36 protein-coding genes are annotated in these 24,135 nt (G+C 61.7%); 16 read left to right on the top strand and 20 right to left on the bottom strand.

Going from position 1 to position 24,135, the window contains the following annotated elements; translation table 11 throughout:
* Positions 1-6 precede the first annotated feature (6 nt).
* Positions 7-174 carry a hypothetical protein gene (locus tag AC3WOB_RS27525; RefSeq protein ID WP_492276790.1) on the bottom strand — a complete coding sequence of 56 codons (168 nt, stop codon included), beginning with the start codon at positions 172-174 and terminating at the stop codon, positions 7-9.
* Between the two features lie 436 nt (positions 175-610).
* Here AC3WOB_RS27525 and AC3WOB_RS27520 point away from each other — a divergent pair, with 436 nt between their 5' ends.
* Together AC3WOB_RS27520 and AC3WOB_RS27515 are read left to right on the top strand one after the other, a co-directional pair.
* On the top strand, positions 611-1,447 hold the full coding sequence (locus AC3WOB_RS27520; RefSeq protein ID WP_492276789.1) for an AbiJ-NTD4 domain-containing protein: 837 nt from the start codon (positions 611-613) through the stop codon (positions 1,445-1,447).
* 111 nt (positions 1,448-1,558) lie between these two features.
* Positions 1,559-2,104: a hypothetical protein gene (locus AC3WOB_RS27515; RefSeq protein WP_492276788.1), complete on the top strand. Its 546-nt coding sequence runs from the start codon at positions 1,559-1,561 to the stop codon at positions 2,102-2,104.
* A gap of 106 nt (positions 2,105-2,210) precedes the next feature.
* Here AC3WOB_RS27515 and AC3WOB_RS27510 read toward each other — a convergent pair whose 3' ends face one another.
* The 10 genes from AC3WOB_RS27510 to AC3WOB_RS27465 form a co-directional block, all read right to left on the bottom strand.
* Positions 2,211-2,864 (bottom strand): hypothetical protein, encoded by a 654-nt coding sequence (locus tag AC3WOB_RS27510; protein WP_492276787.1) that lies wholly within the window; start codon positions 2,862-2,864, stop codon positions 2,211-2,213.
* The gene (locus tag AC3WOB_RS27505) at positions 2,864-3,313 is read right to left on the bottom strand and encodes a VRR-NUC domain-containing protein (protein ID WP_492276786.1); all 450 of its coding nucleotides are present in this window, start codon (positions 3,311-3,313) and stop codon (positions 2,864-2,866) included. The genes AC3WOB_RS27510 and AC3WOB_RS27505 overlap by 1 nt, the downstream gene beginning before the upstream one ends.
* Positions 3,310-4,068, bottom strand: a complete 759-nt coding sequence (locus AC3WOB_RS27500) for a replication protein P (protein ID WP_492276785.1) — start codon at positions 4,066-4,068, stop codon at positions 3,310-3,312. The genes AC3WOB_RS27505 and AC3WOB_RS27500 overlap by 4 nt, the downstream gene beginning before the upstream one ends.
* Entirely contained in the window at positions 4,040-4,885 is an 846-nt protein-coding gene (locus tag AC3WOB_RS27495; RefSeq protein ID WP_492276784.1) for a phage replication initiator YdaU family protein, read from the bottom strand. Before AC3WOB_RS27495 ends, AC3WOB_RS27500 begins: the two co-directional genes overlap by 29 nt.
* Positions 4,882-5,376: a nuclease domain-containing protein gene (locus tag AC3WOB_RS27490; RefSeq protein WP_492276783.1), complete on the bottom strand. Its 495-nt coding sequence runs from the start codon at positions 5,374-5,376 to the stop codon at positions 4,882-4,884. The genes AC3WOB_RS27495 and AC3WOB_RS27490 overlap by 4 nt, the downstream gene beginning before the upstream one ends.
* Positions 5,373-5,636 carry a hypothetical protein gene (locus AC3WOB_RS27485; protein ID WP_492276782.1) on the bottom strand — a complete coding sequence of 88 codons (264 nt, stop codon included), beginning with the start codon at positions 5,634-5,636 and terminating at the stop codon, positions 5,373-5,375. Before AC3WOB_RS27485 ends, AC3WOB_RS27490 begins: the two co-directional genes overlap by 4 nt.
* Before the next feature lie 28 nt (positions 5,637-5,664).
* The gene (locus AC3WOB_RS27480) at positions 5,665-5,880 is read right to left on the bottom strand and encodes a hypothetical protein (protein WP_492276781.1); all 216 of its coding nucleotides are present in this window, start codon (positions 5,878-5,880) and stop codon (positions 5,665-5,667) included.
* An 82-nt stretch (positions 5,881-5,962) separates the two neighbouring features.
* A complete protein-coding gene (locus AC3WOB_RS27475) occupies positions 5,963-6,478 on the bottom strand; it encodes a phage regulatory CII family protein (RefSeq protein ID WP_492276780.1) in 516 nt (171 codons plus the stop codon).
* A gap of 78 nt (positions 6,479-6,556) precedes the next feature.
* On the bottom strand, positions 6,557-6,742 hold the full coding sequence (locus AC3WOB_RS27470) for a hypothetical protein (RefSeq protein ID WP_492276779.1): 186 nt from the start codon (positions 6,740-6,742) through the stop codon (positions 6,557-6,559).
* Positions 6,735-7,007: a transcriptional regulator gene (locus tag AC3WOB_RS27465; RefSeq protein WP_492276778.1), complete on the bottom strand. Its 273-nt coding sequence runs from the start codon at positions 7,005-7,007 to the stop codon at positions 6,735-6,737. The genes AC3WOB_RS27470 and AC3WOB_RS27465 overlap by 8 nt, the downstream gene beginning before the upstream one ends.
* A 108-nt stretch (positions 7,008-7,115) precedes the next feature.
* On the opposite strand from AC3WOB_RS27465, the gene AC3WOB_RS27460 reads away from it, so the two are divergent.
* The 4 genes from AC3WOB_RS27460 to AC3WOB_RS27445 all read left to right on the top strand — a co-directional run bounded on the left by AC3WOB_RS27460 (position 7,116) and on the right by AC3WOB_RS27445 (position 9,096).
* Positions 7,116-7,847 (top strand): S24 family peptidase, encoded by a 732-nt coding sequence (locus AC3WOB_RS27460; protein WP_492276777.1) that lies wholly within the window; start codon positions 7,116-7,118, stop codon positions 7,845-7,847.
* 361 nt (positions 7,848-8,208) lie between these two features.
* Positions 8,209-8,430 (top strand): hypothetical protein, encoded by a 222-nt coding sequence (locus AC3WOB_RS27455; RefSeq protein WP_492276776.1) that lies wholly within the window; start codon positions 8,209-8,211, stop codon positions 8,428-8,430.
* A gap of 18 nt (positions 8,431-8,448) precedes the next feature.
* Positions 8,449-8,703, top strand: a complete 255-nt coding sequence (locus AC3WOB_RS27450) for a hypothetical protein (protein WP_492276775.1) — start codon at positions 8,449-8,451, stop codon at positions 8,701-8,703.
* A gap of 255 nt (positions 8,704-8,958) precedes the next feature.
* Positions 8,959-9,096: a hypothetical protein gene (locus AC3WOB_RS27445; RefSeq protein ID WP_492276774.1), complete on the top strand. Its 138-nt coding sequence runs from the start codon at positions 8,959-8,961 to the stop codon at positions 9,094-9,096.
* A gap of 261 nt (positions 9,097-9,357) precedes the next feature.
* On the opposite strand, the gene AC3WOB_RS27440 is transcribed toward AC3WOB_RS27445, so the two are convergent.
* A complete protein-coding gene (locus tag AC3WOB_RS27440) occupies positions 9,358-9,561 on the bottom strand; it encodes a cold-shock protein (RefSeq protein WP_193353254.1) in 204 nt (67 codons plus the stop codon).
* A 243-nt stretch (positions 9,562-9,804) separates the two neighbouring features.
* Between AC3WOB_RS27440 and AC3WOB_RS27435 the strand changes: the two genes are divergently transcribed.
* The 10 genes from AC3WOB_RS27435 (at position 9,805) to AC3WOB_RS27390 (ending at position 16,096) form a co-directional block, all read left to right on the top strand.
* A complete protein-coding gene (locus AC3WOB_RS27435) occupies positions 9,805-9,933 on the top strand; it encodes a hypothetical protein (RefSeq protein ID WP_346546901.1) in 129 nt (42 codons plus the stop codon).
* 566 nt (positions 9,934-10,499) lie between these two features.
* Positions 10,500-11,399, top strand: coding sequence for a recombination-associated protein RdgC (locus AC3WOB_RS27430; RefSeq protein ID WP_492276773.1), 900 nt, complete (start codon positions 10,500-10,502; stop codon positions 11,397-11,399).
* A 27-nt stretch (positions 11,400-11,426) separates the two neighbouring features.
* Positions 11,427-12,383, top strand: a complete 957-nt coding sequence (locus AC3WOB_RS27425; RefSeq protein ID WP_492276772.1) for a ParB/RepB/Spo0J family partition protein — start codon at positions 11,427-11,429, stop codon at positions 12,381-12,383.
* Complete coding sequence (locus AC3WOB_RS27420) at positions 12,380-12,985, top strand: hypothetical protein (RefSeq protein ID WP_492276771.1); 606 nt, start codon at positions 12,380-12,382, stop codon at positions 12,983-12,985. The genes AC3WOB_RS27425 and AC3WOB_RS27420 overlap by 4 nt, the downstream gene beginning before the upstream one ends.
* Positions 12,982-13,173, top strand: coding sequence for a hypothetical protein (locus AC3WOB_RS27415; protein ID WP_175209082.1), 192 nt, complete (start codon positions 12,982-12,984; stop codon positions 13,171-13,173). Before AC3WOB_RS27420 ends, AC3WOB_RS27415 begins: the two co-directional genes overlap by 4 nt.
* Positions 13,174-13,435: 262 nt before the next feature.
* Positions 13,436-13,852, top strand: a complete 417-nt coding sequence (locus AC3WOB_RS27410) for an HNH endonuclease (RefSeq protein WP_492276770.1) — start codon at positions 13,436-13,438, stop codon at positions 13,850-13,852.
* On the top strand, positions 13,849-14,499 hold the full coding sequence (locus AC3WOB_RS27405) for a phiTE_015 family protein (RefSeq protein WP_492276769.1): 651 nt from the start codon (positions 13,849-13,851) through the stop codon (positions 14,497-14,499). The genes AC3WOB_RS27410 and AC3WOB_RS27405 overlap by 4 nt, the downstream gene beginning before the upstream one ends.
* A complete protein-coding gene (locus AC3WOB_RS27400) occupies positions 14,492-14,806 on the top strand; it encodes a hypothetical protein (RefSeq protein WP_492276839.1) in 315 nt (104 codons plus the stop codon). Before AC3WOB_RS27405 ends, AC3WOB_RS27400 begins: the two co-directional genes overlap by 8 nt.
* A 164-nt stretch (positions 14,807-14,970) precedes the next feature.
* Positions 14,971-15,201: a DUF4224 domain-containing protein gene (locus AC3WOB_RS27395; protein WP_492276768.1), complete on the top strand. Its 231-nt coding sequence runs from the start codon at positions 14,971-14,973 to the stop codon at positions 15,199-15,201.
* A complete protein-coding gene (locus AC3WOB_RS27390) occupies positions 15,128-16,096 on the top strand; it encodes a tyrosine-type recombinase/integrase (RefSeq protein WP_492276767.1) in 969 nt (322 codons plus the stop codon). Before AC3WOB_RS27395 ends, AC3WOB_RS27390 begins: the two co-directional genes overlap by 74 nt.
* A gap of 504 nt (positions 16,097-16,600) precedes the next feature.
* On the opposite strand, the gene AC3WOB_RS27385 is transcribed toward AC3WOB_RS27390, so the two are convergent.
* The 8 genes from AC3WOB_RS27385 to AC3WOB_RS27350 all read right to left on the bottom strand — a co-directional run bounded on the left by AC3WOB_RS27385 (position 16,601) and on the right by AC3WOB_RS27350 (position 24,078).
* On the bottom strand, positions 16,601-17,458 hold the full coding sequence (locus AC3WOB_RS27385) for a MaoC/PaaZ C-terminal domain-containing protein (RefSeq protein WP_492276766.1): 858 nt from the start codon (positions 17,456-17,458) through the stop codon (positions 16,601-16,603).
* A 51-nt stretch (positions 17,459-17,509) separates the two neighbouring features.
* A complete protein-coding gene (locus AC3WOB_RS27380; protein ID WP_492276765.1) occupies positions 17,510-18,439 on the bottom strand; it encodes an SDR family oxidoreductase in 930 nt (309 codons plus the stop codon).
* A gap of 62 nt (positions 18,440-18,501) precedes the next feature.
* Entirely contained in the window at positions 18,502-19,527 is a 1,026-nt protein-coding gene (locus tag AC3WOB_RS27375; RefSeq protein WP_013392848.1) for a Bug family tripartite tricarboxylate transporter substrate binding protein, read from the bottom strand.
* Between the two features lie 42 nt (positions 19,528-19,569).
* Positions 19,570-19,782: an acyl-CoA carboxylase biotin carboxyl carrier protein subunit gene (locus AC3WOB_RS27370; protein WP_013392847.1), complete on the bottom strand. Its 213-nt coding sequence runs from the start codon at positions 19,780-19,782 to the stop codon at positions 19,570-19,572.
* Entirely contained in the window at positions 19,779-21,146 is a 1,368-nt protein-coding gene (locus tag AC3WOB_RS27365; RefSeq protein ID WP_013392846.1) for an acetyl-CoA carboxylase biotin carboxylase subunit, read from the bottom strand. Before AC3WOB_RS27365 ends, AC3WOB_RS27370 begins: the two co-directional genes overlap by 4 nt.
* A gap of 10 nt (positions 21,147-21,156) precedes the next feature.
* Positions 21,157-22,701, bottom strand: coding sequence for an acyl-CoA carboxylase subunit beta (locus AC3WOB_RS27360; protein ID WP_013392845.1), 1,545 nt, complete (start codon positions 22,699-22,701; stop codon positions 21,157-21,159).
* Between the two features lie 32 nt (positions 22,702-22,733).
* Positions 22,734-23,402 carry a 3-oxoacid CoA-transferase subunit B gene (locus AC3WOB_RS27355; protein WP_013392844.1) on the bottom strand — a complete coding sequence of 223 codons (669 nt, stop codon included), beginning with the start codon at positions 23,400-23,402 and terminating at the stop codon, positions 22,734-22,736.
* A complete protein-coding gene (locus AC3WOB_RS27350) occupies positions 23,389-24,078 on the bottom strand; it encodes a 3-oxoacid CoA-transferase subunit A (protein WP_013392843.1) in 690 nt (229 codons plus the stop codon). The genes AC3WOB_RS27355 and AC3WOB_RS27350 overlap by 14 nt, the downstream gene beginning before the upstream one ends.
* Positions 24,079-24,135 lie beyond the last annotated feature (57 nt).

Raw genomic sequence — 24,135 nt, 5'->3', positions numbered from 1 at the left:
AGCGAGCTACGGCCTTCTGATGGCGCGGCCGAATAGGCCGCGCCTGATCCACCGTTCGACCTTGGTCATGTTCGGCGTTGCGCCGGTCAGGCGTGCCGTGATCACGACGCCGGCCAGGTACCAGCGCACCCACCACGCGACGCGAAGGTAGAGCTCCACTGTGATCTGTGACATTACGTGCGGCTCCTGTATCCCATGTCCTTGCGAGTCTTGACGTCATGGCATCCGGTCTTCCGCCCGTTCGCATCGCGCGACACGCACAGAATTTGCGTGTTCACGTCGGTGTCTTCGCCTCCATCGAATAGGCTTACCTTGTGGTCTAGCTCGAAGCCATATGGGTAGACGGTCAGAGTTCCGCAATCTGCGCAGTGCGGATTAGCAGACCAAATGCGTAACCGCCGCTCTTGCAGCTTACGGCCTGTCATACGTCTGGTGCTGAGTGTGGGCGCGACAACCAATCTGGACCCAGCCATCGCGATACGCGGTTTGAGTGTCTTGATCTTCATATACGGACTGAAGCCCCCCAATTAGCGCCGCCCCCTCCGCGAACAGCCAATGCCCGGGAGAGGTAGAATATGTAACCCGCCATTTCAAGCTAGTCAGAGGAAAAATGGTCTTATTTTCAGCACGAAACGGCTACATAAAGGTATCGGATGCGATACAACGTGAAGACTTCAATCGCGAACTACGCACGCGTATCTGGAACGCTTTGAAAATATTCCTTTGGGATAATCGCTGGGAATCCGAGAGATCAGATGCGTACAAGAACCTCGACAACATCTCCACGCGACTGTGGCTGCATCACTTCAATCTGGACTACGATCAACTGCCTCCATTGATTCCCCGCTACACGGGTGAAAGCACTTCCTATGACTTTTTCAAGAAGAAGTTCTTCGAATCAACTTGGTATCACTCGTTCGATTTCCTTGAGGCGCTACTATCGGAAAAGAGTTCAGGCCTCACCACTGACAGAACTGAAATTCTGAACGGCTTATTTGAAAGGGAGCGGTCTGCCTATCGCATCGTCAACCAACAGATCGTCGAGATAACTTCGGAAACCGAGATTTCCGCTATCGAGTCAGCTCTGGAGCACGCGGGCACTGCCGCTAACACTCATTTGCAACGTGCACTCGAATTGCTATCTGATAGAGAGAGTCCGGATTACCGCAATTCAGTCAAAGAGTCGTTATCCGCAGTCGAGGCTGTTTGCCGAGAAGCCACCGGCACTCCGAACGCAACTCTCGGTGCAGCATTGAAAAGAGTCCCGCACGTCCACTCCTCGCTAGGCAAAGCGTTCAGCGCACTCTATGGCTATGGCAGTGACGAGTCCGGTGTCCGCCACGCTCTTACAGATGAAGGCGAGAGGTGCACGTATGCGGAAGCAAAGTTTATGCTCGTCGCATGCTCTGCATTCGTCTCCTACTTGATGGACTCGACGAGACAATAGAGGCAAGCCGTATTCTCTCAACGAAAACTGTAGAGTGAATATCGGTTATGCACCGCGAACCGCGCCATTCCTACGCAAATTTCCTTTCTGTCCTTCCTGCGCCACATACCCATGACAAAAAAACATAAATTAGCGCCGAACGGTCCGGCCCAAAGGACGAACGCCCCGCCCGAGCAAATTGGCGTGGTTGTGGATTATCAGAACTTGGATGATTTGACCAAGATCGGAAAGCAGTGGGTCAAACTATCCGGCCTACATTACCGAGAAGAATGGTCTGCGGCGGTCGTGCGCGCAGCGACAGCAGCAGAGTTGGCCGCAAGCTTCGCCATTCGCAAGGAGTTTGAGGCCCAGGGAAATCTCACAAAAAACTTTATTGATGAACTGCTCTTCTGGGCAAACGGAATTCAGGGAAAGTTCGACCGACTCCTCAAGCATCTGGTTGATCACCAACCAGAAAAGAAGAAATCAATTCGGTTATTGACAGACAAAGTCAAGCCCTTGAACGGCATGCGGAACAAAATTGCCCATGGCGGACACTTTTGCAACGAGAAGGAGGCGCAGAAGCTCATCGAGGTGTGCAAGGAAATCGTTTTAGGTCTCGTTCACCTGTATGAACCCGGCTTCGCGCTGAAGGAACGCAAACTCCCGAAAAAATAGACGCAAAAAAGCCCGCACTGCATAAACATAGCGGGCTTTCGGACGCACTTATTCAAAGTGACTAAACAGGGCGAACTTTAGCAGAGAAAATTCAACCCTGCAAGAGTCAGTCGCACAAGCCTTTCGCCGCCAACAGATCGGCCGCGTACTCCATCGCTAGCGCTTCGACGCCCTTCTGGCCCGCGCCACGCTCACCGCCTTTCTGCTTCGTGGTGCGCGTGCCATACAGCCACAGCTTGATCTTCCCATTGTGGTTGGTGGCGGTGGCCGCGCTCACCTGGGCATGTGCTGCTGCCTCAGACAGCTTCACGTCTTTGCCGAAATACCGCGCTACGATTGCATCTCGCAGCACACGCGGCGTAGGGTGTGCTGACAGCGCACCACACACAGCGGCGTCTGATATCTCGCGAACTGCCGCCAGCCAATCATGGCGATCAACGGTGCCCTTGCAGCACTTGCAACGGTCGGTACGCGGCGCGAAGCGCGCCACCAGAATTGCGCGGTACAGGCGAGGCAGGGTTTTCAATGCGCCCATGACAATGGCGGCCTGCCCGGCCCCATCCGTGCCGCCCAGGCCCTTTCCCTCGGCACCAGCCTGGGATTGAGCCTGTGCGAGGCGCGCCATCATGGGCTTGTCATACACCTGGTCCGTATGGTTGTAGGCAAAGGTCAGCGCCGCGTGAGCGGTGGCGAACAGTCGGCTCGGTTGCGCTTCTACGACCGGGGTCGAAGGAAAGCGCGAAAGGGTCAAAGTAATCATCAGATAATCCCCGGGGAAAAAATCACTTTCGGATTCAGGTAATCGAGTAGCGCAGCGCGCGCCTCATCAAAGCTTCGGCACACCTCGACGCGGTACCCCGCCCCCTTGAGGTATCCGATCCAATCTTTCTGGGTCGTGCTGACCCTGCCGTCAGCGGTCTTCATTTCGATCCACAGCCCCGGGCATCCGAAGCGCGGCACGGGCAAACAAAGGTCCGGCACCCCAGGTTTAACGCCCTGCCCCTTCAGCTTGGCCGCTACAACCGCGTGCCGCTGGCCGCCATTGGGGACATGGAAGAGGCGCGAAAGCTCCGGGTAAACACCGGCCTGAAGGTTTGCCCACCGGACAACCTGGGCTTGAATGGTGTCTTCGCTCGGTCCAGCGAGAACCGCCCCGCGACCGGCCGTGCGAGGCGCGCGAGTGGCAGGAGTATTGGGCCATCGCTTCATGCCTGCGCCCCCGTGTCCGGATAGGCGTCCATGGCAGCCTGCGCCATGGCGATGACCGTGGGCGAATACTGCCGACCCCCCTTCTTCTCCATCTCTGCGAGGATGCGCTTTGCACCGCGCCGAGGATCGCGGCCAGACTCGCTCAGGATCTCGCCCGCCTCTAGAGCTTCCAGTGCCTTGGCCGCTTCTTCTGGCATGGCGTGCTTCGCACCAGGGGCCGGCAACGCGACTGCGGGCGTGGGAACGCTCGCCCATTCGCCCCGACTCAGTTCCTCGGAAAGTGCGCGCTCCCAACGCGTCTTCATCACCGAGTAGCCGCAGTTCAGCAGGTCATGAGAGCCGACGCGCACCGCAGCCCAGTAGACGGCGGGATGGCTCCATTGCCCCACCTCGCCGCGGCGGCGAGCGTTCATCCCGGCAACTGCGTCATGGAATGCGTTCTCTGGGATCAGGCCTGGCCGGCACGCACGGATGAACTCGCCCACGGCGGGCGGCCAGTCGGGGAACACGCGGCGGCAGGTCCGCAGCCCCTCGGCCACCTCATGAGGCGTCACGCGGTCTTCGTCCAGCGCTTCGGCCCAGGCCTCTTTCCAGTTCTCGATACTCTGCATGTCGGGGAAGTCCTTGAGCCAGCGCCCCCCATACGTTCCCGAAAGCCGATTCCAAAGGTGGTCGATCAGGGAAATGCCTTCCAGCTTCGCCAGCGGCACGGCCCAGCCGGAGCGCTCAGCCGTCGATTGTGCGACCGTCGTCATAGTCGGGGCCTCCATGGGTGCGATTGCGGTTTACGTAGTCGGTCGGATTGAACTTGCCGGGACGCTGCGCGCCCCCGGATGCGTTACCACTGGGGGCAAACAGGCCTTGCCAGCTTTTGCCGATGGCGTGTTCGATGACCGTCGCGGGCGTGTGGCCCTGCTGGCGAAAGGTCGCCAAGTCCTTGACCTGCTGCCGCGCGGCTTCCTCGGTCAGCGGTTTGCGAAGCTGTACCCTGTGGCGAACCCAGCGCCCCCACAGTTCCGCATCCAGCCAGACGGGAAGCCCCACGGCCAGCGGATCAAATCCCGGCGAGCGCTTGCGCGCGCCTGTGACGGTTCTTGATGGTTCTGACGGTTCTATGACGGTTATATGCGGGTGCAACCCGTTGCACCCTTTCATGTCGCCGTTTGCACCCTTTGCGTCGTTAGTTGCACCCTTTGTGTCGTGGTTTGCACCCTTTTCCGCCGCTTCAGGTGGTGCAAAATCTGCACCGTTTTCCTGCTCCGGGTCCGTGGGTTTGAGGGATGCAAAATCTGCACCCTTTATCCAAGCCTCAGAAATCCGGTACTCACGGCGTTGATTGCGGCCGCCGTTGCCAGCATTCACCAGGATCAACCAGCCGGCCTTCTCCATGCCGCGCAGTTGGTACTGAACGGCGCGCACGGACTGGCGGGTCTTCTCTGCCAGGGACGCAATGGACGGGTAGATGCCCGTACCCTGATCGCTCGAATGGTCCGCAAGCGCCAGCGCAAGGATCATTTCCCCGCCGCCGTTCGGATACCTTTCAAACACCATCCCCATGACTTTCACGCTCATGGCGACTCTCCATACAAACGTTGATACCCGCGCTCCGCTTCCTCGGGCCATTTGCCCAAGGCGATGATGCGCGAGCGCGTAAGACGCAGCCCGGGAACGAAGTAGCTCAGCTTCATTTCCCACGGCGCGGTTGATTGATCGAGGAAGTAATGGCACCCGCCGCAACCGAAGGCGATAGCCCAGTCGTGGGCCTTGATGCCCTTCCCTTTGCCGTCTCGCAGGCGGTTGGAATGGCAGGCGACCGTGGTGTCCGTGCCGCCCTGGCAGTACTTGGGCACGCGCAGCAAGCATTCCTCGCCCTTGGCAAGGTCCAGCAGCGCCGGGTTGCGATAGACGGTCTTGGCCGGCTTCTTGCCCTTCTTGCGCGCCTTCATGGCCGCACGGGGTGGAGGCAGCGGCTTGGCGCGCATCATCGGAGCCTTGGCTTTCAGCGGCGCGCCACGCTTCATCGGCGTCTTCTGGCGAAGCGGCGTCTTGCGTTGCAAGGTCATGGCGCGCCCCGCTGCTTTCGGACGCGCGACCAGTGCGAGAACTTCCAACCGTTCATGTGACGTCTGACCAGGCCGGCGCGCACGGCGTCGAACAGGAACGACTCCACCGCAGCAGCCGCGGCGTCATCCCGGGTGGTCCGCAGCCAAGGGCTGACGGCCACCATGGCAGGCGAAACCATGGCCCGTAGCGCGCCGACTTGAACTTGCCGCGGGGTGTCGATGATGGCCTGCCGCACTGCCTCGACCGTCGCTGGTGGCACTCGGTAGCCCCTGAACATGTGCAGGCAGTCAGCCATAGATGCCGCTCCATGCCACGAACGGCTTGCGGACGGCCGTATGGAACAGCCCTGCTGCTATCGCGTTGTGGTCCAACTCCGCGCGACTGGCGACCCCGCACATGTCGCGCACGTACTGCGCCGCGTGCTGGCTCGGGGCCACGCCCTCGGGGACGGCGCCGATGCGGGAAACAACCCACCGCTGGAACTTCGCGCTGCTGCACATCATTGCAGCCGTGCGCGACAGCGCCGCCCCTTACGCTCCGTGGACGCGACACGCGCCCGCACGGGTACACCAGACGATCCACGGGTCAGCATTGCACCCTCGACACATTGCGCGCACCACGAAATGCCAGGACAGCCAGTTCCATGAAAAGCGCGTACAGCGCGCTACGCTCATCGTTGTCAATACGACCATCCGCCATCGCGTCCAGCGTCGAAGCATTCAAGCCCCCTACCTTCGCCCCAACCTGCAGCACCTTCTGATGAATGGCCTTCAACTCGTCGGGCCAGCCTCCTTCTGGGGGCGCCGGCACGTCCAAGCAGGTCAGGCCATGCTCGACCATTGCGTAGGTCTGCGCCCAACGATGCGCAAAATCCGCCGACGCCGCGTACTGCAACATCCACTCGGTCAGCAAGTCGGCCATCTCGAAAGTCATCGACTCGCCTTCTTGCCCGTTCAACTTGGCGCGCAGGGATTCGTAGTGAATCTGCTTGCCACGGCGTTCCGAAAGAAACGAGGCGGCATCTTTCACGCCCCCTGGCGTACTGCGGACATCGTTGTAAAGAACATCAAGCCAATGATGGGAATTCAGGCGGCTGGTCATCGGGTCTTACCTTGGAATCTTGAAAAATCAGGGTTTCGGAGCGGCTTGGCCGGCCCTACCATGCAAGGCATGGAAACTTCACGACACGTCAGTGGGACCGATCTGAACCGCGTCAGGCGCGGGAGGCGTTGTCGTATCGCCAGGCACGTGTGCGTCCTCGGCTGCAGCTTCGTGCGGGACGTTGAAGAACCAGCGCGCCTCTTCTGGCGCCGGACGATGCAAGGCAAGGCGCGCACCGAACGTCATGGGGGCTGCGTTACGCATGGGGGATGCCCTCTCCTTGGCCGCGCGCCAGTTCAGGCCACACGGTTTCCCAATCGTCGGGCCGGAGTTGGGATCGGGAGACACGCCCACCCAGTGACGCCTCGATGCGAGCGCAGTAGACCGGGTCAATCTCCTTGTCTCGTGTCAACCAGTTACCGATCTGCTGCGGTAACGCGTCGATCATTCGAGCTAGGGCCGCCTTGGAGCCCGCAAGCTCGATTGCTTCGGCGAGCGCCGGGCGGTGCTTGAATTGAATAGAGGTCATAGATCCATCGTTCGACGTAAGTGATTTGCTCGATGGTAAACGAGTGTTTACCAAAAGGTCAACTTACGTTGATGGAATTTATAAACCAATGTTGATAAGGTGCGCCCCATGGCAATGGGCAAGAACATCCGCTTTCTCCGACTCGCGAAGGGCTTCACGCATGACGCCCTTGGAGAACTCGCGGGCACCAGCGGGCAAACCATCGATCAGCTCGAGAAGCGGGACAGCAAAAAGTCGAGCTATGCAGCGGCGATCGCACGCGCTTTCGGTCTGTCTGTGGAAGAACTTCAAGAAGTGGAGCTGAGCAGCTTGGATGCCGCTCATCAACTACTAGGAGATTCTGCTAGGCGCGCCTATTCCACTTCCGCGCCGACAGATCACGGCAAACATTTAGTAGCGGAGCCGGCCCCCGAGTACATCGGGCGGGCATCTCCTGGACGATTGATTCCGGTAGTAGGTATGGCACAACTCGGAGAGAACGGCTTTTACGAAGAACTTGCATACCCTGCGGGCCACGGCGACGGGTACATCCTCCACGCGTCGACCGATCCAGACGCCTATGTCTTGCGCGTGAGAGGCGACAGCATGAAACCGGCGATTCGCAATGGTTGGTATGTAGTTGTCGAGCCCAATGCGGATATCGAACCTGGCGAATACGTTGCCCTTCAGCTCGCCGACGGCCGGAAAATGGTCAAGGAGCTCCTAGTTCAACGCCGCGGCGGCGACATCGAAGTCTTGTCCGTCAATGGCGAAGTGCGCATGAGCCTGCACGCTGGCCAGGTAGAGAAGATCCACGCGATAGGCGCCATCGTGCCGCCCAGCAAAGTGCGCACACACTGAAAGCTAGATCAATCGCAATGCAGCCACCCGAGCGGGTGGCTTTTTTTTCCCTCAACGCCAACAATTGTTGACCAAACAAAAACTAGTGTTTACTATTTCATCAACGTTTGTTTACCGTTCTTTAAAAACCAGTCAGACCCAACCGCCGCCCCACATCGGGGCCGCGCGCGGGCGCGCCCAGTTCCACGTAGGTGGCGCGAAACAGCAACCGGGTGCCACCGCTGCGGAGACCAACGCAAGCGAAGCACTGAAAGTGGAGACAGGCCGGATAGACGGCAGAGAAACGCCTGGTACTCGACCAGGCGGTTTCGGCCAGCGCCGCGTGCGGCGCTTACCGAAGCCAACCAGAGAGGAAATCACCATGAACCGCAGACCCAACCCGCAGAAGGAAGTTGATGCCTGGAATGCCCGCGTGAAGGTGGGCGACACCATCAGCTACGTCGAAGTGAAAGGCCTGACCGAACCCCAGACGTTCAAGACCAAGACCGAAGCCGAAGTATTGAGCGGCCACACCGCCGTCGTGTGGCTTGAAGGCAAACGCGGCTGCGTGGCCGTCGACCACTGCACGCCAGTGGCAGCCTGAAGAAATCCAGGAACCTCCATGAAAGCAATTCTCGCAATCGGGCTCGTCATCGCCCTGGCTGGCTGCACCGACGCCCAGAACGCGCACCGCGTTCTTAGCAATGCCGGCTATTCCGATGTCCAGATTACCGGCTATCAAATGTTCGGATGCGGCAGGGACGATGCGGTGCGCACAGGCTTCACCGCCAAGAGCCCGAGCGGCGTGTATGTGAGCGGCATTGTCTGCCAGGGCTGGGGCTGGTTTTCGAAGGCAGCAACCATCCGTTTCGAGTAAATCACTCTTCCAGCCTGGAGGCATCGAACGTGCCAATCATCGAAACGCATGACTGTTTAGGCGGCGACTACCTGGACGAGACCCCCGGCGGGATATTCGGCGGCCGCCTCCACCGCGACCGCCGGTACTGGCTTGCATGGGCAAGCGTAGACCTCACTACGCAGGGCGATTGTCTGCCCGGCGTAATGGACGACTACGGCACCCTGACGCCCGTCCCTAGCCCTCGCCGTCAACCCCAGCACTGAGGAAATGACCATGAAAGCGCGCCGCAAAAATTCACCGAGAGTTTGGAGCGTTGAACAGCTGGGTTCTTCGCTGGTGCAGCTTTTCAGCGGACAAATTCGCGAGCTGATTACCCGCGCTGAATTCGACCGAGATTGGATTCTCGCCTGACAGCCCCGGCTCATGCCCCGCGCGCGGGGTATCGGCAGGCGCTGTTGCCTGAACACCATCCCATCAATCCACGGAGCAATGCCATGCTCGAAGCACTCGTACGCTTCATTGAAGAACTGATCGACGTTTTCAACTTCGGCAGCAGCATCACCAAGTAGGCCCGACGGAGCCCAAAAGCAAAGGGCCGAATCCAATGTTTCAAAGGATCCGGCCCCACAACCTGCTACCCAGCTGCCCGCATTCCAGCGAGCAACTCGGCTACTAAATCGGCTTGATCATCGTCGCCGTCGGGCCTTTTTGCCCTTGGCCAGCAACGAATGACACTCGCTGGTTCTCTTCGAGAGATTTGTGGCCATCACCCTGAATTTCAGAGAAATGGGCGAAGAGGTCTTTGCCACCCAGCTCCGGCATGATAAAGCCGAAGCCCTTGTCGTTGTTAAACCACTTCACGATACCAGTTTCAATCTTCAATGTAAGTCCTAGATTTGCAGGGAAAAATGTTCCCGGGGCCACTATCGGTGATTAGCCCCAACAAAGATATGTCCGTTACGAATTAACACATATCCTGCAACCGCTTCCCGGTTGCTTCGGAGAGCGGGGCGGCGCCGCTACGTCACCGGCGCAAAAGTGACTTTCCAACGTGAAGCGATGATCGGGCCTCCGGCCTGCTCTCCGAAGCCCACCACCGCGCATTCCGCGCAGATCCCCATGCCATCAACTATCCCCGCCATCTGGTGGGGCCTGGCGCTGCTCGCCCTAGTGGCGGTGGCCCTGGTCCCCATCGGCAACTACTTCACCCGCCGCTATGTCGCGGCCGATCCCTGGAGCCCCACATGAACGCAATTGGCACATCCGCCCCCAGGCGCGTCGCCGTCGCCAGGGTGACCACTCCGCCCGTCAGCGTCCGAAAGCTTGCTGACCTTCTAGCCCCGCGCGATCACGCGGGTAAAGGCGACTGGGATAGGAACGCCAATATCCCGCCCATGGCATGGATCGGTGCCCTGGTGTTCACTTTCGTCTTTCTGGTGGTCCTGCCTTGGCTGGGACGCGGTGCTGGTTACTAGCGTCCTTACCACCTTTCTGGATGGCTAATGCCCCTGAATCTCCCATTGGCAGTCGGGGTCGTTTGAGTCGTTATCTCGGAGCCAGTGCGTGTTGCAGGCTCGGCAGCGGTACCACTCTCGCCGTCCGCTGGCCAGGGCCATAGCGTCCTTGTAACGCCGACCCTCGGTCAATTGCAGATCATCGTGGCCGCTCCGCCGGCCACTAGTGCCTATCAATGATTGGCATTTCACACACTGCTCCATAGCCGCCTCCCCGCATGTCAGTTGAGTGCCGATCCTAACCCATTCCTTTCAAAAGGCGCGTACTTACCTAACCCGCGCCCTACCTCTGGAGTTCCCATGTGGTTCAAGAACCTGAAGATCTACCGCCTGTCCGCCGTCTGGACGCTGTTCGGTGATGACCTGGAAGACGCACTGGCCCGCCAGGCATTCCATCCGGGCAACAACCTGGAAATGCAGTCCATTGGCTGGATTCCGCCCCGCGAGAACGGCGGACTCGCCCACATTGTCGGCGGTCAGATCCTGCTGACCCTGCGTGCCGAAAATAAGCTGCTCCCCGGCACGGTCATCAACCAGGTGGCGGAGTTCCGCGCCCAGGAAATCGAAGAGCAGCAAGGCTACAAGGTCGGCCGCAAGCTGATGAAGGAAATCAAGGAGCGCGTGATAGATGAACTCCTGCCCCGCGCCTTCAGCGTCTACCGCGATACCCGTGTGTGGATTGATCCGCTCAACCGCTGGCTGGTGATCGACGCCGCGGCGTCTGCCAGGGCGGACGAGGTGATCGGCATTCTGGCGAAGTGCATTGACCCGTTCCCGCTGGAAAACCTGTATGTCACCCAGTCGCCCGCGTCCGCCATGACCAGCTGGCTCGCCGAGGACGAGGCCCCGGACAACTTCAGCATCGATCAGGACACGGAGCTTCGCTCATCGGGCGAAAGCGGCGCAGCCATCCGCTACATCAAGCATTCCATCGACGCCGAAGACGTGCGCCGCCACATCCAGACAGGCAAGCAATGCGCCCGCCTCGCCATGACCTGGGCAGATCGCATTTCCTTTGTCCTCACCGAAGGGCTGGATATCAAGCGCGTGTCTCCCCTCGACGTACTGAAAGAAGGCAATGAAGGCGTGGCCGCCAACGACGACGAGAAATTCGATTCGGACATGCTGCTCATGACCGGCGAACTCGCCAAGCTGCTCGCCGAGCTTGTCGATGCCCTGGGCGGCGAAAAGCGCATCTGATCCGCGCCCCACATACCGAGGTATCCCATGACCCATCCCCCCGCATCGTTCAAGACGATGATTCTGGACAAGACGATCAAGCGCGCCGACTCAATGAAGATCGAGTATGGCCGCATCCGCGTGAAAGTCGGTTTCAACCTGCGCGACCTGGACGACGAGTATGAGGCCGGCATCGAAGACCTGACCGCCTACATCATGTCCGGCGGCATCCTTCCCCCGCTGGAAGTGGTGGCCCTGCCGGATGGCTCGGGCGTAGAGATTGTGGACGGGCACCGCCGCTATGACGCACTCGGCCGTGCCATCGCCCGAGGTTTCCCCATCGCATGGGTTGCCATCACCGCCTTCCAGGGCAACGAAATCGACCGCCAGGCCCGGATCTACACCAGCAACAAGAACGCGCAGCTGCGCCCCTTGGAGGCCGCGCGCGGCTTCAAGCGCTTCCGTGGTGCAGGTCTGGAGACTAGTGAGATTGCGGCAATCACCCATTTCAGCCGGACTCACGTCGAAAACTACCTTGTCCTGGCCGACGCCGAACGCGAAGTGCAAGAACTGGTCCGCAGCTGCAAGGTGTCCGCCGAGGTCGCTATCGACGCCGTGCGCAGGCTGGGCGTCAAGGCCGGCGATTTCCTCACCGGGAAGGTTGACCAGGTCAAGGCCGCCGGCAAGTCCAAGGTCACCGCCAGCACCATCCACGGCCGCGCCCTCCCCCGCAAAGTCGTCTCCCCGCTCATCAGCGGCGTGGACTCCTTCATCAAGGGACTGGACGCCAACCAGCGCGCAATCCTCATCGACATCCAGGAAGGCCGCGTAGCTGCCGACACCATCACGGTGAAGACCCAGGATCTGCTGGACCTGTTCGAAGCCCACGGCGCAGTCGAAACCGTCCGCGCCAAACGCGCCGAGAAAGCCGCCAAGGAGGCACAGCAAGCCGCCCCCGATACACAGGCACCTATGGACCTTGAACAAGAGGAAGCCACCGCATGAGCGCCCCCGAATCCCAAACCAGCGCCGATCAGGCGCTCAGCAGTTTCATGGGCGCAGCCATCGGAGCCCCTGATAACGATTTCGCGCCCAACCAACCCACCACCGATGAAAGGCAGATCGCACGCTGGAAACGCGATAGCGAACTGCTCGACGCCATCCAGAGCGCATGCTGGGACGTTCGCTTCATCAGCCATTCCAATGGCGACGACTACAGCATCGGCATCGAAATCGTGTCGCACTTCATGCAGCGGCCCTGCGAACGCGTGATTGGCGAAAACTGGAATGAAAACCTGCGCGCCGCCCTCGAACAGGCGATGACCGCCGAAGCATACCCGCCTGCCCGCCCCGAGCGCTCCGCTCCCGCTGCCGGCGATGCGCGGGGTGCGGCAGTTGGCGCAGCGATAGAACGCGCATGTGCCGAGCTGCCATTCGGCTACAGCATCGAATTGTTCGTAGAGGCCGGTTACGGCGGCGCGCGCCTGGCTGACCCCGACGATGGGGAAATCGACCTTGATCAAGACGAGCGCGACCTCGCCAAAGAAATCAACGCAGGTATCGACGCCGCCATTGCCGCCCAGCAGGGCAAAGGAGATGGGGCATGAGCCTGATTCTGTTGACGGATATCGACGGGAATGCCCTCGCGATCAATCCGGATTTCATAGTCTCCGTGACCGCCGTGCTGAACAGCTATCACGGATCGAGAGCAGTAATCCACACCCAAAACGGAAAGAGCCAAACCGTCCGCCAGTCGCCCGAAGAGATCTTCGACGCTATCCAGCAGAGCAACTAGGGAGAGAAGTGATGGACGCCTCAATCATCCGCCTGAGCCACCGAGATCGGGTCATCGTCCCCGTAGGGGCCAACGTTGATCAGTTTATTCCGATAGTCACATCCCGGGCACATGAAGAAGCATCCAGCCTCGTCGATCTCGGGGTCGACTACCGAAAATATGATTCCCAGCCCGCAATTTCGGCATCTCCACATGGCGCTCTCCCAAGTGTGTATACCCATCATAGCGCCGCCCGCTATGCCTCTCAGCAGCAGGAGGGGTGATGGCGATCAGCAAAGCCGAGCGCGCCCGCGTTTTCGCCATGTTCGACGGCAAATGCGCGTACTGCGGCCAGCCTCTGCCGGAGCGCTGGCACGTCGATCACCTGGAGCCGGTGCAGCGCGACTTGAAAATGGTTCGCGGCGAGCGCGCCTGGAAGCTTGTGAGCGGCGCGCCGCTTCGTCCGGAGCGGGATGTCCCCAGCAACTACATGCCCGCGTGCCCGCCCTGCAACATCGACAAGCACGCAATGAGCCTTGAAGCCTGGCGCGTGAAGCTCCAGCGCACCTGCAAGGTTCTGACCGACAACTACCCCACTTATCGCCACGCCTTGCGATTCGGCCTGGCCGTTGAAACCGGCGCTCCGATCATTTTCCACTTTGAGCGCGTGGCCGCAGAAGCGGAAAAGGACGCAGCATGACCGACCACACCACCGCCGCCCAGGCGGCAATGCAGGAATCCGAGCGTGTCACAGCGGCCGATGAGTATTTCGCGGCCCGCACTTGGATCATGGACACGAACGACAACCGGCGCATCTTCGAGGCCGGATTCGACCGCGCCTACGCCCTGCTGTCCAAGCTGCGCGCCCCTGTAGCCGATGAGCGGGCGGCGTTTGAAGCGTGGATGGCTTCGCAAAATCTTGGCGTGGAGCGCGACGGCGATTCCTACTCCCTGACCTACGCTCGCCGCGCCTGGGAGGCATGGCAAGCCCGCGCCGCCCTGGCAAGCGCCCCTGTAGCCGGGGAGGCGCAAGACGCCGCCAGGTGGCGCGCCTACGCTACGCAGTTTCCTCAAGTTTCCAGCGTGTTCCTACAGGTACACGGCGATCCTGCGCCCCAGGCCACCCAGGTAGAGCGCCAGGATCGCGCTGGGGATTTCATCAAACTAGCTGAGGCCATCGTGAAGGCTCACGAATCCATGTTCGCGCAGTGCTGCTCAAACCCCGTGCGAAATGCTTGGGGCGTTGAGGTCAACATGCTCCCCCTCAACCAAGCCTATGAGTTGGCCCGCGCCGCCCTGTCCGCGCAACCGGGCGCGCAGAAGAAACGGGAGGCGCCTTATGCGTAGCGTGCCTCCCGGAATGCGATTAGCAGTTGCCCTTCTTGGCCTGCCCCGGCGGACAGAATCCGCCGCCGCCACCACCGCCATGCGGATCAACGATCACGGCGCCATCCGGCGTGTAAACGGCACAGCCGGCCAACAGAGTGGCCACGATGGCCAAGCTACAGAGAATTTTCATATGAAAGACTCAGGGTTGAAGATGCGCGCAGTTTATTGCCCTTCGCTGAAACAAGGCCAAAGCGGCGGTTACAGGCTGTACGGCCATCGCGCCTATGATCGCGGCGCACTGTCCGCGCAAGCCGAGCAATCATGACTGCACTCTATGCACTCGCGGTCCCGCTCGCGATCATCATAGGCATCGCCGCGGGGCTGCTTAAACCGACCAGGGCCAAGCGCCCCCGGTGCCGCTGATGGCGTCCCACTCGAATCAGCAAATTCAGCAAGCCCACCTAGCGTGGGCTTCGTTTTGGAGGCGAAATGCTCACGCTCACACATGAGGAGCTGATCGAACTCACAGGGAAGACCAGGAAGGCGGGGCAGATTGAGACCCTGCGTTTCCTCTCTATCCCGTTCAAGATTCGCCCCGACGGGACCCCAGTGGTCCTACGGGCAGCAATGGAGGCAGCACTAGGCCATGCGACCAAGAACCAAGGACCGACACCTCCCCGCGTGCGTATACCTGAAACACGGCGCGTACTGGTACGTTAAAGGTGGAAAGTGGCGCAAGATAGGCGCCGACCTTCACAGCGCGCTGCTGGAGTACGCCCGTATCGTCGCCGCCCCCACAGACGGGATGCCCGCACTGATCGATGCCGCGATTCCCTTTCTAACAAAGGACGTGGCTGAATCGACGCGCAAGCAGTACGAATACTGTGCAGCGCAGCTGAAAGTGGCTTTTGCCGCCTTCTACCCAAGCCAGGTGCGTCATGGCGACGTAGTTGAGCTACTTGATGGGTACGCAGACCGTCAAGCTCTGGCAAACAGAATGCTGACCGTTCTGAAGCTGGTTTTCCAATGGGCCTTGGACCGCGGTCGCGTCGAAGCCAATCCATGCGTGAGCGTGAAGCGCTTCGTGCAAAAGCCGAGGGATAGGTTGATCACGCCAGCGGAGTATGCGGCCATCTACAAGGGCTGCCCGCCGTGGCTTCAATGCGTCATGGACATTTGCTACCTGACTGGGCAGCGAATCGGTGACGTGTTGAAGATCGAGCTCGACCACCTGCGTGACGAAGGCGTGTACTTCGAGCAGCAGAAGACAGGGAAGCGGCTTGTGGTCGAATGGACGCCGGAGCTCCGGGCAGCCGTTGATCGCGCCAAAGAGTTGCGAGGCTCGAAAACCAGAACCCAATATCTGCTTGGCGGCCGCGGGGGGAATCTCAGGCTCCATTCCAACGTTTGGCGCATTTTCAAGGATGCCGCCGTCAAGGCTAGCGTCCCTGACGCTACCCTCCACGACCTGCGCGCGATGGCCGGCACCGATGCAGAGTCGCAAGGCATCGATCCGAGCGCCCTACTCGGCCATTCAGATCCTCGGACGACCCGAATCTACCTGCGCGACAAGCGGCCCAAGCTGGTGAAAGGCCCGAGCAAAAAGGCTGGGTAAGCGTACAGCTTACTGGGCCGAGTTTTAGACATCTAATTGACGCCTTTGCGCAAAGCCTTTGTTTATGCGGTTTTCGGGGCGATAGATGTATTCGGTCATGCCCTGTCCCAACTGACGCTTCCGCAACCCTGACATATCCGCTCTCCGGCACTGTGAAGACAGGCTTCAGTGTCGGCGTCTGCCTCCGGCGTCACAATTCGCGGATACCGAGGCGGATCAAGTTGTCGCGGCCCCATTGACAGGCAACTGACGTCAGCGGCGCCCGGCACACGGGCCAGTTGCCCCGCCGAGGGCATGTATCTGTAACCCTTTAATATTCAAGGGTTTTCCCTATTGCTCAACCTATGCCGCAGCAGTAGATTTGAGTTGCCGGGCTGTCTGACACCCATCGCGTGCGAAGCCGGGCAGGAGCGCCTCAGACTCATCTAGAGCTGGGGCGCTCTTCCATTTTGCAGCGCGCAAATGCGCATCGCGCTCAAACATGCGGCCTGGATTCGGCCCGCCCTATCCGAGGCTGGCGACCCGCAATACTCCATTGTCGATGACGATCGCGTCGCGCTCCACGACCTTCGCCCGGAAGGACCCGTCCCGCCAGACCTCCACACTTAGCGTCTCGCCGGGATACATCGGGCCAGAAAATCGCAGCGACACGGAACGCACGGCCCCTTCCGCCTCAGGCTGCAACTGCCTCGCAACGGTGTGCGACACCATGCCAAAGGTGCACAGCCCATGCAATATGGGCCGCGGGAATCCCGCGGCGCGGGCGATCTGCGGATCGCTGTGCAGCGGGTTGTAGTCGCCATTGAGCCGATATACCAGCGCCTGCTCGGGCCGGGTGCGCACCGGCACGGTCCAGTCCGGCGCACCGCCGGGCATGGCGTGCGCCGGACGCGCCTGCCTGCCGGCATTCGCCATGCCGCCATCGCCCCTGAGCACATGGGTCGCGGTAGTCCGCGCGATGAGCACCCCCGTGCCGGCATCCGTCAAGGTTTTCTCGGAATACAGCAGCAGTCCCTTTTCACCCTTGTCCACCGCCTCGACGACGCGGGTCTTGCCTATCAGTTCGCCGGAGGCGGGAATGGGATGGAAGAGTTCCATCCCCTGCTCGCCGTGCAGCAGCCGCACCGTATCGGCCCCGATATCGGGCGCATTCAGCCAGAAACCCGGATAGCCCAGGACCACGGCCATGTACGGCAGCACCAGCGGATCGTGCCGCCTGCCCACATAGGCAAGGTCGCAGGCATCCAAGGGGTCGCGTCCCAGCCCCACTGACAGCGCATACAGCATGGCGTCGCGCGCCGTGTAGCGCTGCCTGATCTCCGGCAATTCGTAGTTCAACAGTTGCTCATGGCTCAAGCGCATGGCTTCCCTCCCCTTTTTCCCAAAGACAATTCCACGTCCATGGCCGCCGAGTCAGATCGGATCCCAGCTCATCACGTCGGGCGAGCGTTCCAGGGGGTAGAAGTGCTTCTGCATCGCCGGGATGGCGATCTCGGCAATGCGCTGCGGAGTCCAGCCTTCGCTGAAATGCACCGACCGCAACGGGCGCGGCTGGCTCATCAGCATGATTTCGTTGGCGCGCACCGCGAATATCTGGCCGCTGACCTCCCGCGCGGCATCGCTCAGCAAGTAGACGGCCATCGGCGCGATCTTGCCCGCCTCCATCTTCTTCAGTTTCTCCACCCGGTCCCGCTGTTGCGGCGTGTCGGTGGGGATGGAACTGGTCATGCGGCTCCAGGCCGACGGCGCGATGCAGTTGGAGCGCACGCCATACCGGCCCATGTCCAGCGCGATCATCTTGGACAAGGCCACGATGCCCAGCTTGGCCGCGCCGTAATTGGCCTGGCCATAGTTGCCGATCAGTCCGGAGGTCGAGGTCATATGCACCATCGCCCCGCCCTCCTGTTCGCGGAAGTGCGTGGCCGCAGCCCGGCTGACGAAGAACGTACCGTCGAGATGCACCGCGATGACCGCGCGCCATTCTTCCTCGCTCATCTTGTGAAAGGAGCGGTCGCGCAGATTTCCCGCGTTGTTGACCACGCCGTCGATGCGCCCGAACTGGTCCATGGCGCACTGGACGATGGCGTTGGCGGACGCATGGGTCGCCACCGAATCGAAGTTGGCAACCGCCACGCCGCCCGCTGCGCGTATCTCGGCGACCACCGCATCGGCGGGCGCCACCGGCGCCTCCCTGGCGGTCAGATCGTCGCCGTTGAGCGCGACCCCGATGTCGTTGACCACGACCTTGGCGCCCTCGGCCGCCAGTTGCAGGGCCACCTCGCGGCCTATGCCGCCTCCCGCCCCGGTCACCACCACCACCTTGCCTTGCATCATGCGTTCCATGCCTGTGTCTCCTCAAAACGGGCCTGCCGGCTGCATGCGGCAGGCCCGGTGCTGTCGATTGCCTACTCGGTCGTCACGTTGGCGCGGCGCACCACCTCGGCCCACTTCCTGCCTTCGCTGCCGATGAAGGCGGCGAACTCCGCGGGCGTATCGGGATTGGGCACCGCTCCCTGGTCGCGGATCTGCTTCTGCATATCGGGGGTCTGAATGATCGCGACGACCTGCTTGTTGATTTCCGCCACGACGCCGTCCGGCGTCCTCGCGGGAGCCCACAGGCCGAACCACGACACGACCTCGTAGCCAGGCACGCCGGCCTCCGCCACGGTGGGCACGTCGGGCAGTTGGTCGCTGCGCTGCGCCGAGGTCACCGCCAACACCTTCAGCCGGCCGGCCTTGATGTGCGGCAGCGCCGAAGGCAGGTTGTCGAAAATCATCGATATCTGGCCGCCCAGCAGATCCGTCACCGCCGGCGTGCTGCCCTTGTAGGGTACGTGCACCATATCGACCCCGGTCATCATCTTGAAAGTCTCGCCGGACATGTGCAGCGTGCTCCCATGTCCGGAAGAGCCGAAGGTGAGCTTCCCCGGATGGGTCTTGCCGTAGGCGATCAGTTCCTTCACGGTGTCATACGGCGCATTCTTGGGCACCACCAGGGCATTCGGCACCATGGCCGTACGCGTGATCGGCGCGAAGTCCTTGATGGCGTCGTAGGGCATGGACTTGTACAGGCTGGGGTTGATGGCGTGCGTGCCGATCGTGCCCATCACCAGCGTGTAGCCGTCCGGCGCGGCGCGCGCCACCTGCGCCGTGCCAATGTTGCCGCCCGCGCCGGGCTTGTTCTCGACCACCACCGACACGCCCCAGCGCTCGCTCAGGCGCTGGCCTATCACGCGCGCCAGGATGTCGGTGGTGCCGCCGGCCGAGAATGGAACGTTTATGGTCACCGGCTTGTTCGGAAAGCCCTGCGCGGTTTGCGCGCCAGCCGTGCCAGCGCCTAGCAGGACCGCGCATCCCAGCAGCGCCAGGATCCTCAGGGGACGCTTGCGCGCAGAAGCTGCGGGCGCGTCTTTTTTGATTGTCTTGAACATTGTCTCCTCGCTTTTTTTATCCAGGTTCAGAGGCGGTCCGCCTCAATCCAGCAACGCAAGATCCTGCCCTTCCTCCACTTCATCGCCGACCGCCACCAGCACCTTGGCGATACGGCCTGCTGCCTCGCTCTCAACGGGGATTTCCATCTTCATCGACTCGACCTTGAACGCCTCGTCGCCCGTCTGAATCTGCACGCCCTCTTCCACGCAACAAGCGACCACGCGGCCCGCCACGTTGGAGACTATTTTTTTCATGCAAGCTCCTTTACCGACTCTGTTGAAATCACTTCCTGCAAGCCGTCGACAGTCATTGCTCCGGCCTGGAACCGCTCCGATCCGAGCACCTGAAGAATCATGGGAATGTTGGTCTTGATGCCCTCTACCCGCATACGGCCAAGCGCGCTGCTCAGTTCACCGATGGCGCTGGCGCGATCGGCCGCATGCGCAACAACCTTCGCCACCATGGGGTCGTAATGGCTGGAAACCCGGTTGCCTTGCGCATAGCCAGTCTCTATCCGCAAACCGGGACGGGACTGCGGCAACTCGAACGCCTTCAGGACGCCGGGCGAAGGCAGGAAACTCACGGGATCCTCGGCGTAGACGCGCGCCTCGATGGCATGCCCCGTCACGACAGGCTGCCTGTCGATCACCGAGGACAGCCTTTCGCCCGCCGCCAGGCGAATCTGCGCCTGCACGATATCCACGCCGGTGACCGCTTCCGAGATCGCGTGTTCGACCTGCAAACGCGTGTTGACTTCAAGGAACGAAAAGCCGCTGTCCGGCGTGTACAGCATCTCCACCGTGCCGATGACGTCGTAGCCGATCTCTCCCAGGATCGCCGACAGCCGCTGCGACATGCTGGCCACGGCCTGGCGGTCGATGGCCGGCGCCGGCGCTTCCTCGATCACCTTCTGGTATCTGCGCTGGGTGGAACAATCCCGTTCGAACAAGGACAGGACATTGCCGAACCTGTCCGCCAGGAACTGGAATTCGATATGCCGCGGAGACGGCACGAATCGTTCCATGTACAGGGCGGGGTTGGCGAAGGCCTTTTCGGCCATGCCGCTGGCGCGCTCCCAGCAATCAGATAGCGCCCGAGGATCGTGGACGGGGATCATGCCTATACCGCCGCCGCCGCCCGCAGGCTTGATCAGCACCGGATACCCGAGCGCCTCGGCCGCCTGGCGTACTGCCGCCATGTCATCCCGGGGCAGGATGCCCGTGCTGCCGCCTGCCTGCAGGCCATGCCGTTGCATCAACGTACGCGCACTCGCCTTATTGCCGAGCGCGTCAATCCACTTGGACGACGGGCCGATGAAGCAATGCCCCGCCATTTCCACCCTGCGCGCGAACTGTGCGTTCTCGGACAGGAATCCGTAGCCCGGATGCAGCGCATCGGCGCCGCAACGCGCCATGACCTCGAGCAGCAGGTCCTGGTTGAGGTAGCTGGCCCGCGCCGGCGCCGGCCCGATGCAGCAGCTCTCATCCGCCTGGCGCACATACGGAAGGTCGGCATCGGCCTCGGAGTACACCACCACGGACCGCAGGCCCAGCGCCCTCACGGCACGCAGGATACGCGCGGCGGCGGCTCCCCGGTTGGCGATCAGGATCTTCTTCATCTGCAGCACCTCAGGGCCGGTATCCGGTGGCCACCTGGCCGGGCTGGCGCAGCGGTGCGGCCAGATTCGCGAACTCGACCAGGCGCGCACGCGTGCAGGCAGGATCGATGATGTCTTCGATGACGAAGGCCTCCGCGCTACGGAAGGGCGACGTCAAAGCACGCACTCTTGCCTCGATTTCCGCGCGCTTGGCTTCGGGATCGGCGGCCGCCTCGATCTCCGACCGGTACGCCACCTCCAGGCCGCCCTCGATCGGCAGCGAGCCCCACTGGGCCGAAGGCCAGGCATAGCGGAAATTGAAACGGCTGGAATTCTGATGGCCGCCCGCGGCCACGCCGAAGGCCCGCCGCATGATCAGCGAAAACCAAGGCACCGTTGACTGCGAGACCGCCGTCAACGCCCTGACTCCGGCGCGCATCACGCCGTCCTTCTCGGCTTCCAGGCCGATCTGGAAACCCGCGATGTCCACCAGATTCACCACGGGCAGGTGGAAGGTTTCGGCCAAATCGACCAGACGGGTGAATTTCTCGGCGGTGTGCCGGTCCCAGCCGCCGCCATAGTGATAGGGATTGCTGGCGACGAACAGCACGGGCCAGCCATCCACCCGAGCCAGCCCGCCCACGATTGCCCTCCCCCAATGCCGGCCGATTTCGAACACGGTGCCGGGATCGAACAAGGTGTCCAGTATCGGCCGGATCTTGTAGACCTTGCGCGTGTCCTTCGGAATGGCGGTCCGCAACCACTCCTGTTCAGCCACAGTGACGGGAGGCTCTCCCCTGGGCGCGAGTTCGTGGACCGACGCCGGCAGATACGACAGGAAACGCCGCGCCGCCGCAAAAGCCTCGTCCTCGGAATCCACCTCATCGTCCACCACCCCGTTGCGGGTGTGTATGGCGCTTCCGCCCAGCTCGTTCTTGCCCAGTTTCTGGCCGATCTTGGCCACCACCGGTGGTCCCGCAATGAACAGCTGCGAGGTGTCCTTGACCATGACGGAGTAGTGGCTGCCGGCGACGCGCGCGGCGCCCTGGCCGGCCACCGACCCGAGGGCCAGCGACACCACGGGGACCTGGGCCAGGTTGCGCGCCACGTAGGCCCAGATCTTCATCTTCGGCAGCAGCGCATGCCCCATCTTCTCGATGTTCTTGACCGAGCCGCCTCCGCCCGTGCCGTCGATCAGGCGTACCAGCGGCAGGCGCAGGTCGAACGCCATCTGTTCGGCAAAAATCATCTTGTCGCCCACGGCCCCGTCGTTCGCGCCGCCGCGCACGGTGAAGTCGTCGCCCACGACTACGACGCTTTTGCTGTCCAGCGCCGCCCGTCCCATGATCACGTTCGACGGCATCACTTGGACCAGGCGGCCCTGCTCGTCGTATTCACCGCTACCGGCCAAACCTCCCACCTCGACGAACGAACCGCCATCGACCAGCCGTTCGATCCGCTGGCGGATGTCCAGCTTGCCCGCGTCATGCTGACGCTGCACCTTTTCCGCGCCGCCCATGCGCAGGGAATATTCCTTGCGGCGTGCCAGTTCGTCCAACTCCTGCGTCCAGCTCATGACTTCCTCCAATGACGGCGTCCACCTGAAATTCAGGGCGCCAGTTCGATCCATGCATCGTCCAGCTTCAAGTCCACCGAGGTCCGCGCCTGCAGCGCTGCAAAATCCAGGCCCCGCACCATCGCCCGCACATGCAGTCCGTCCGGCGTGATGTCCAGGATTGCCAGATCGCTGTAGATGCGATCGACCACGGCCTTGCCGGTTAGGGGATAGGTGCATTCAGGCACGATCTTCGGCCGGCCATCCCGGTCCACGTGCTGCATCATTACGAAGATGCGTTTGGCGCCTGCTACCAGGTCCATGGCCCCGCCCACGGCTGGAATCGAGTCTTCGCGTCCCGTGTCCCAGTTGGCCAGGTCGCCGTCGGCGGAAACCTGGAAGGCGCCCAGCACGGTCAGATCGATATGGCCGCCGCGCATCATGGCGAAGGACACCACGTGATCGGTAATCGAGGCACCGATGTCCAGCGCAACGGGCTCCTTGCTGGCGTTGAGCAGGTCCGTGTCGACCGCGGCGCCCGGCGGCAGGCCTTTCATGCCCAGGATGCCGTTTTCGCTGTGCAGCACCACGCCGCGCTCGGGCTTCAAATAGTCGGCCACCGAGGTCGGCATGCCGATGCCCAGATTGACGTATGAGGCGGGCGGAATGTCGTCGGCGACGATCTGCGCCATGCGCGCGCGGGACAGGCTATTGATACTCATTGGGGTACTCGACGATGCGTTGAACGAAAATCCCGGGCGTTATGATCTGCTCCGGCGCCAGTTCCCCCAGAGACACCACCTGGTCTACCTGGGCCACAGTCATCCGCGCGGCCATGCACATCACGGGTCCGAAATTACGGCTGGCGTAACGGTAGGTCAGATTGCCCGCACTGTCGCCGTACTGCGCCTTCACGAAGGCCACATCACCCGGCAGCGGCTCTTCCAGTACGTAGCCGCGGCCGTTGATCACGCGCGCTTCCTTGCCTTGCGCCAAGCGGGTTCCGTAGGCAGTGGGCGTGAAGAACGGCCCCATGCCGGCTCCGGCCGCGCGCAAGCGTTCGGCCAGCGTGCCTTGCGGCACCACCTCCAGTTCGATTCTGCCTGCGGCATACCACTCTCCGAACGCCGCCGCATTGGGTTTCTTGGGATTCGACGAGCGCGCAAAGGAGCAGATCACTTTCCGCACCCGCCCCGCCCGGATCAGCTGGCTCAAACCCTGCTCGCCATTGCCCGCGTTGTTGTTGACGATGGTCAGTTCGCGGGCGCCGGTCTCCAGTAGCGCCTGCAGCAGTTCCGTCGGCACGCCGGAAGCGCCAAACCCGCCTATCAGCAGCGTGGCGCCATCCGCCACTCCAGCCACGGCCTCCTCCAGCGAGGGCACGATCTTTTTCAACATGGCTTACCCCATGGCGGTGATGCGGTTGCTCCGCCTCCACCGCAGACTTGTTGGACG

Source organism: Achromobacter sp. FW305-C-30-7, assembly GCF_058783105.1.
This window is presented reverse-complemented; position numbering and strand designations above follow the sequence as displayed.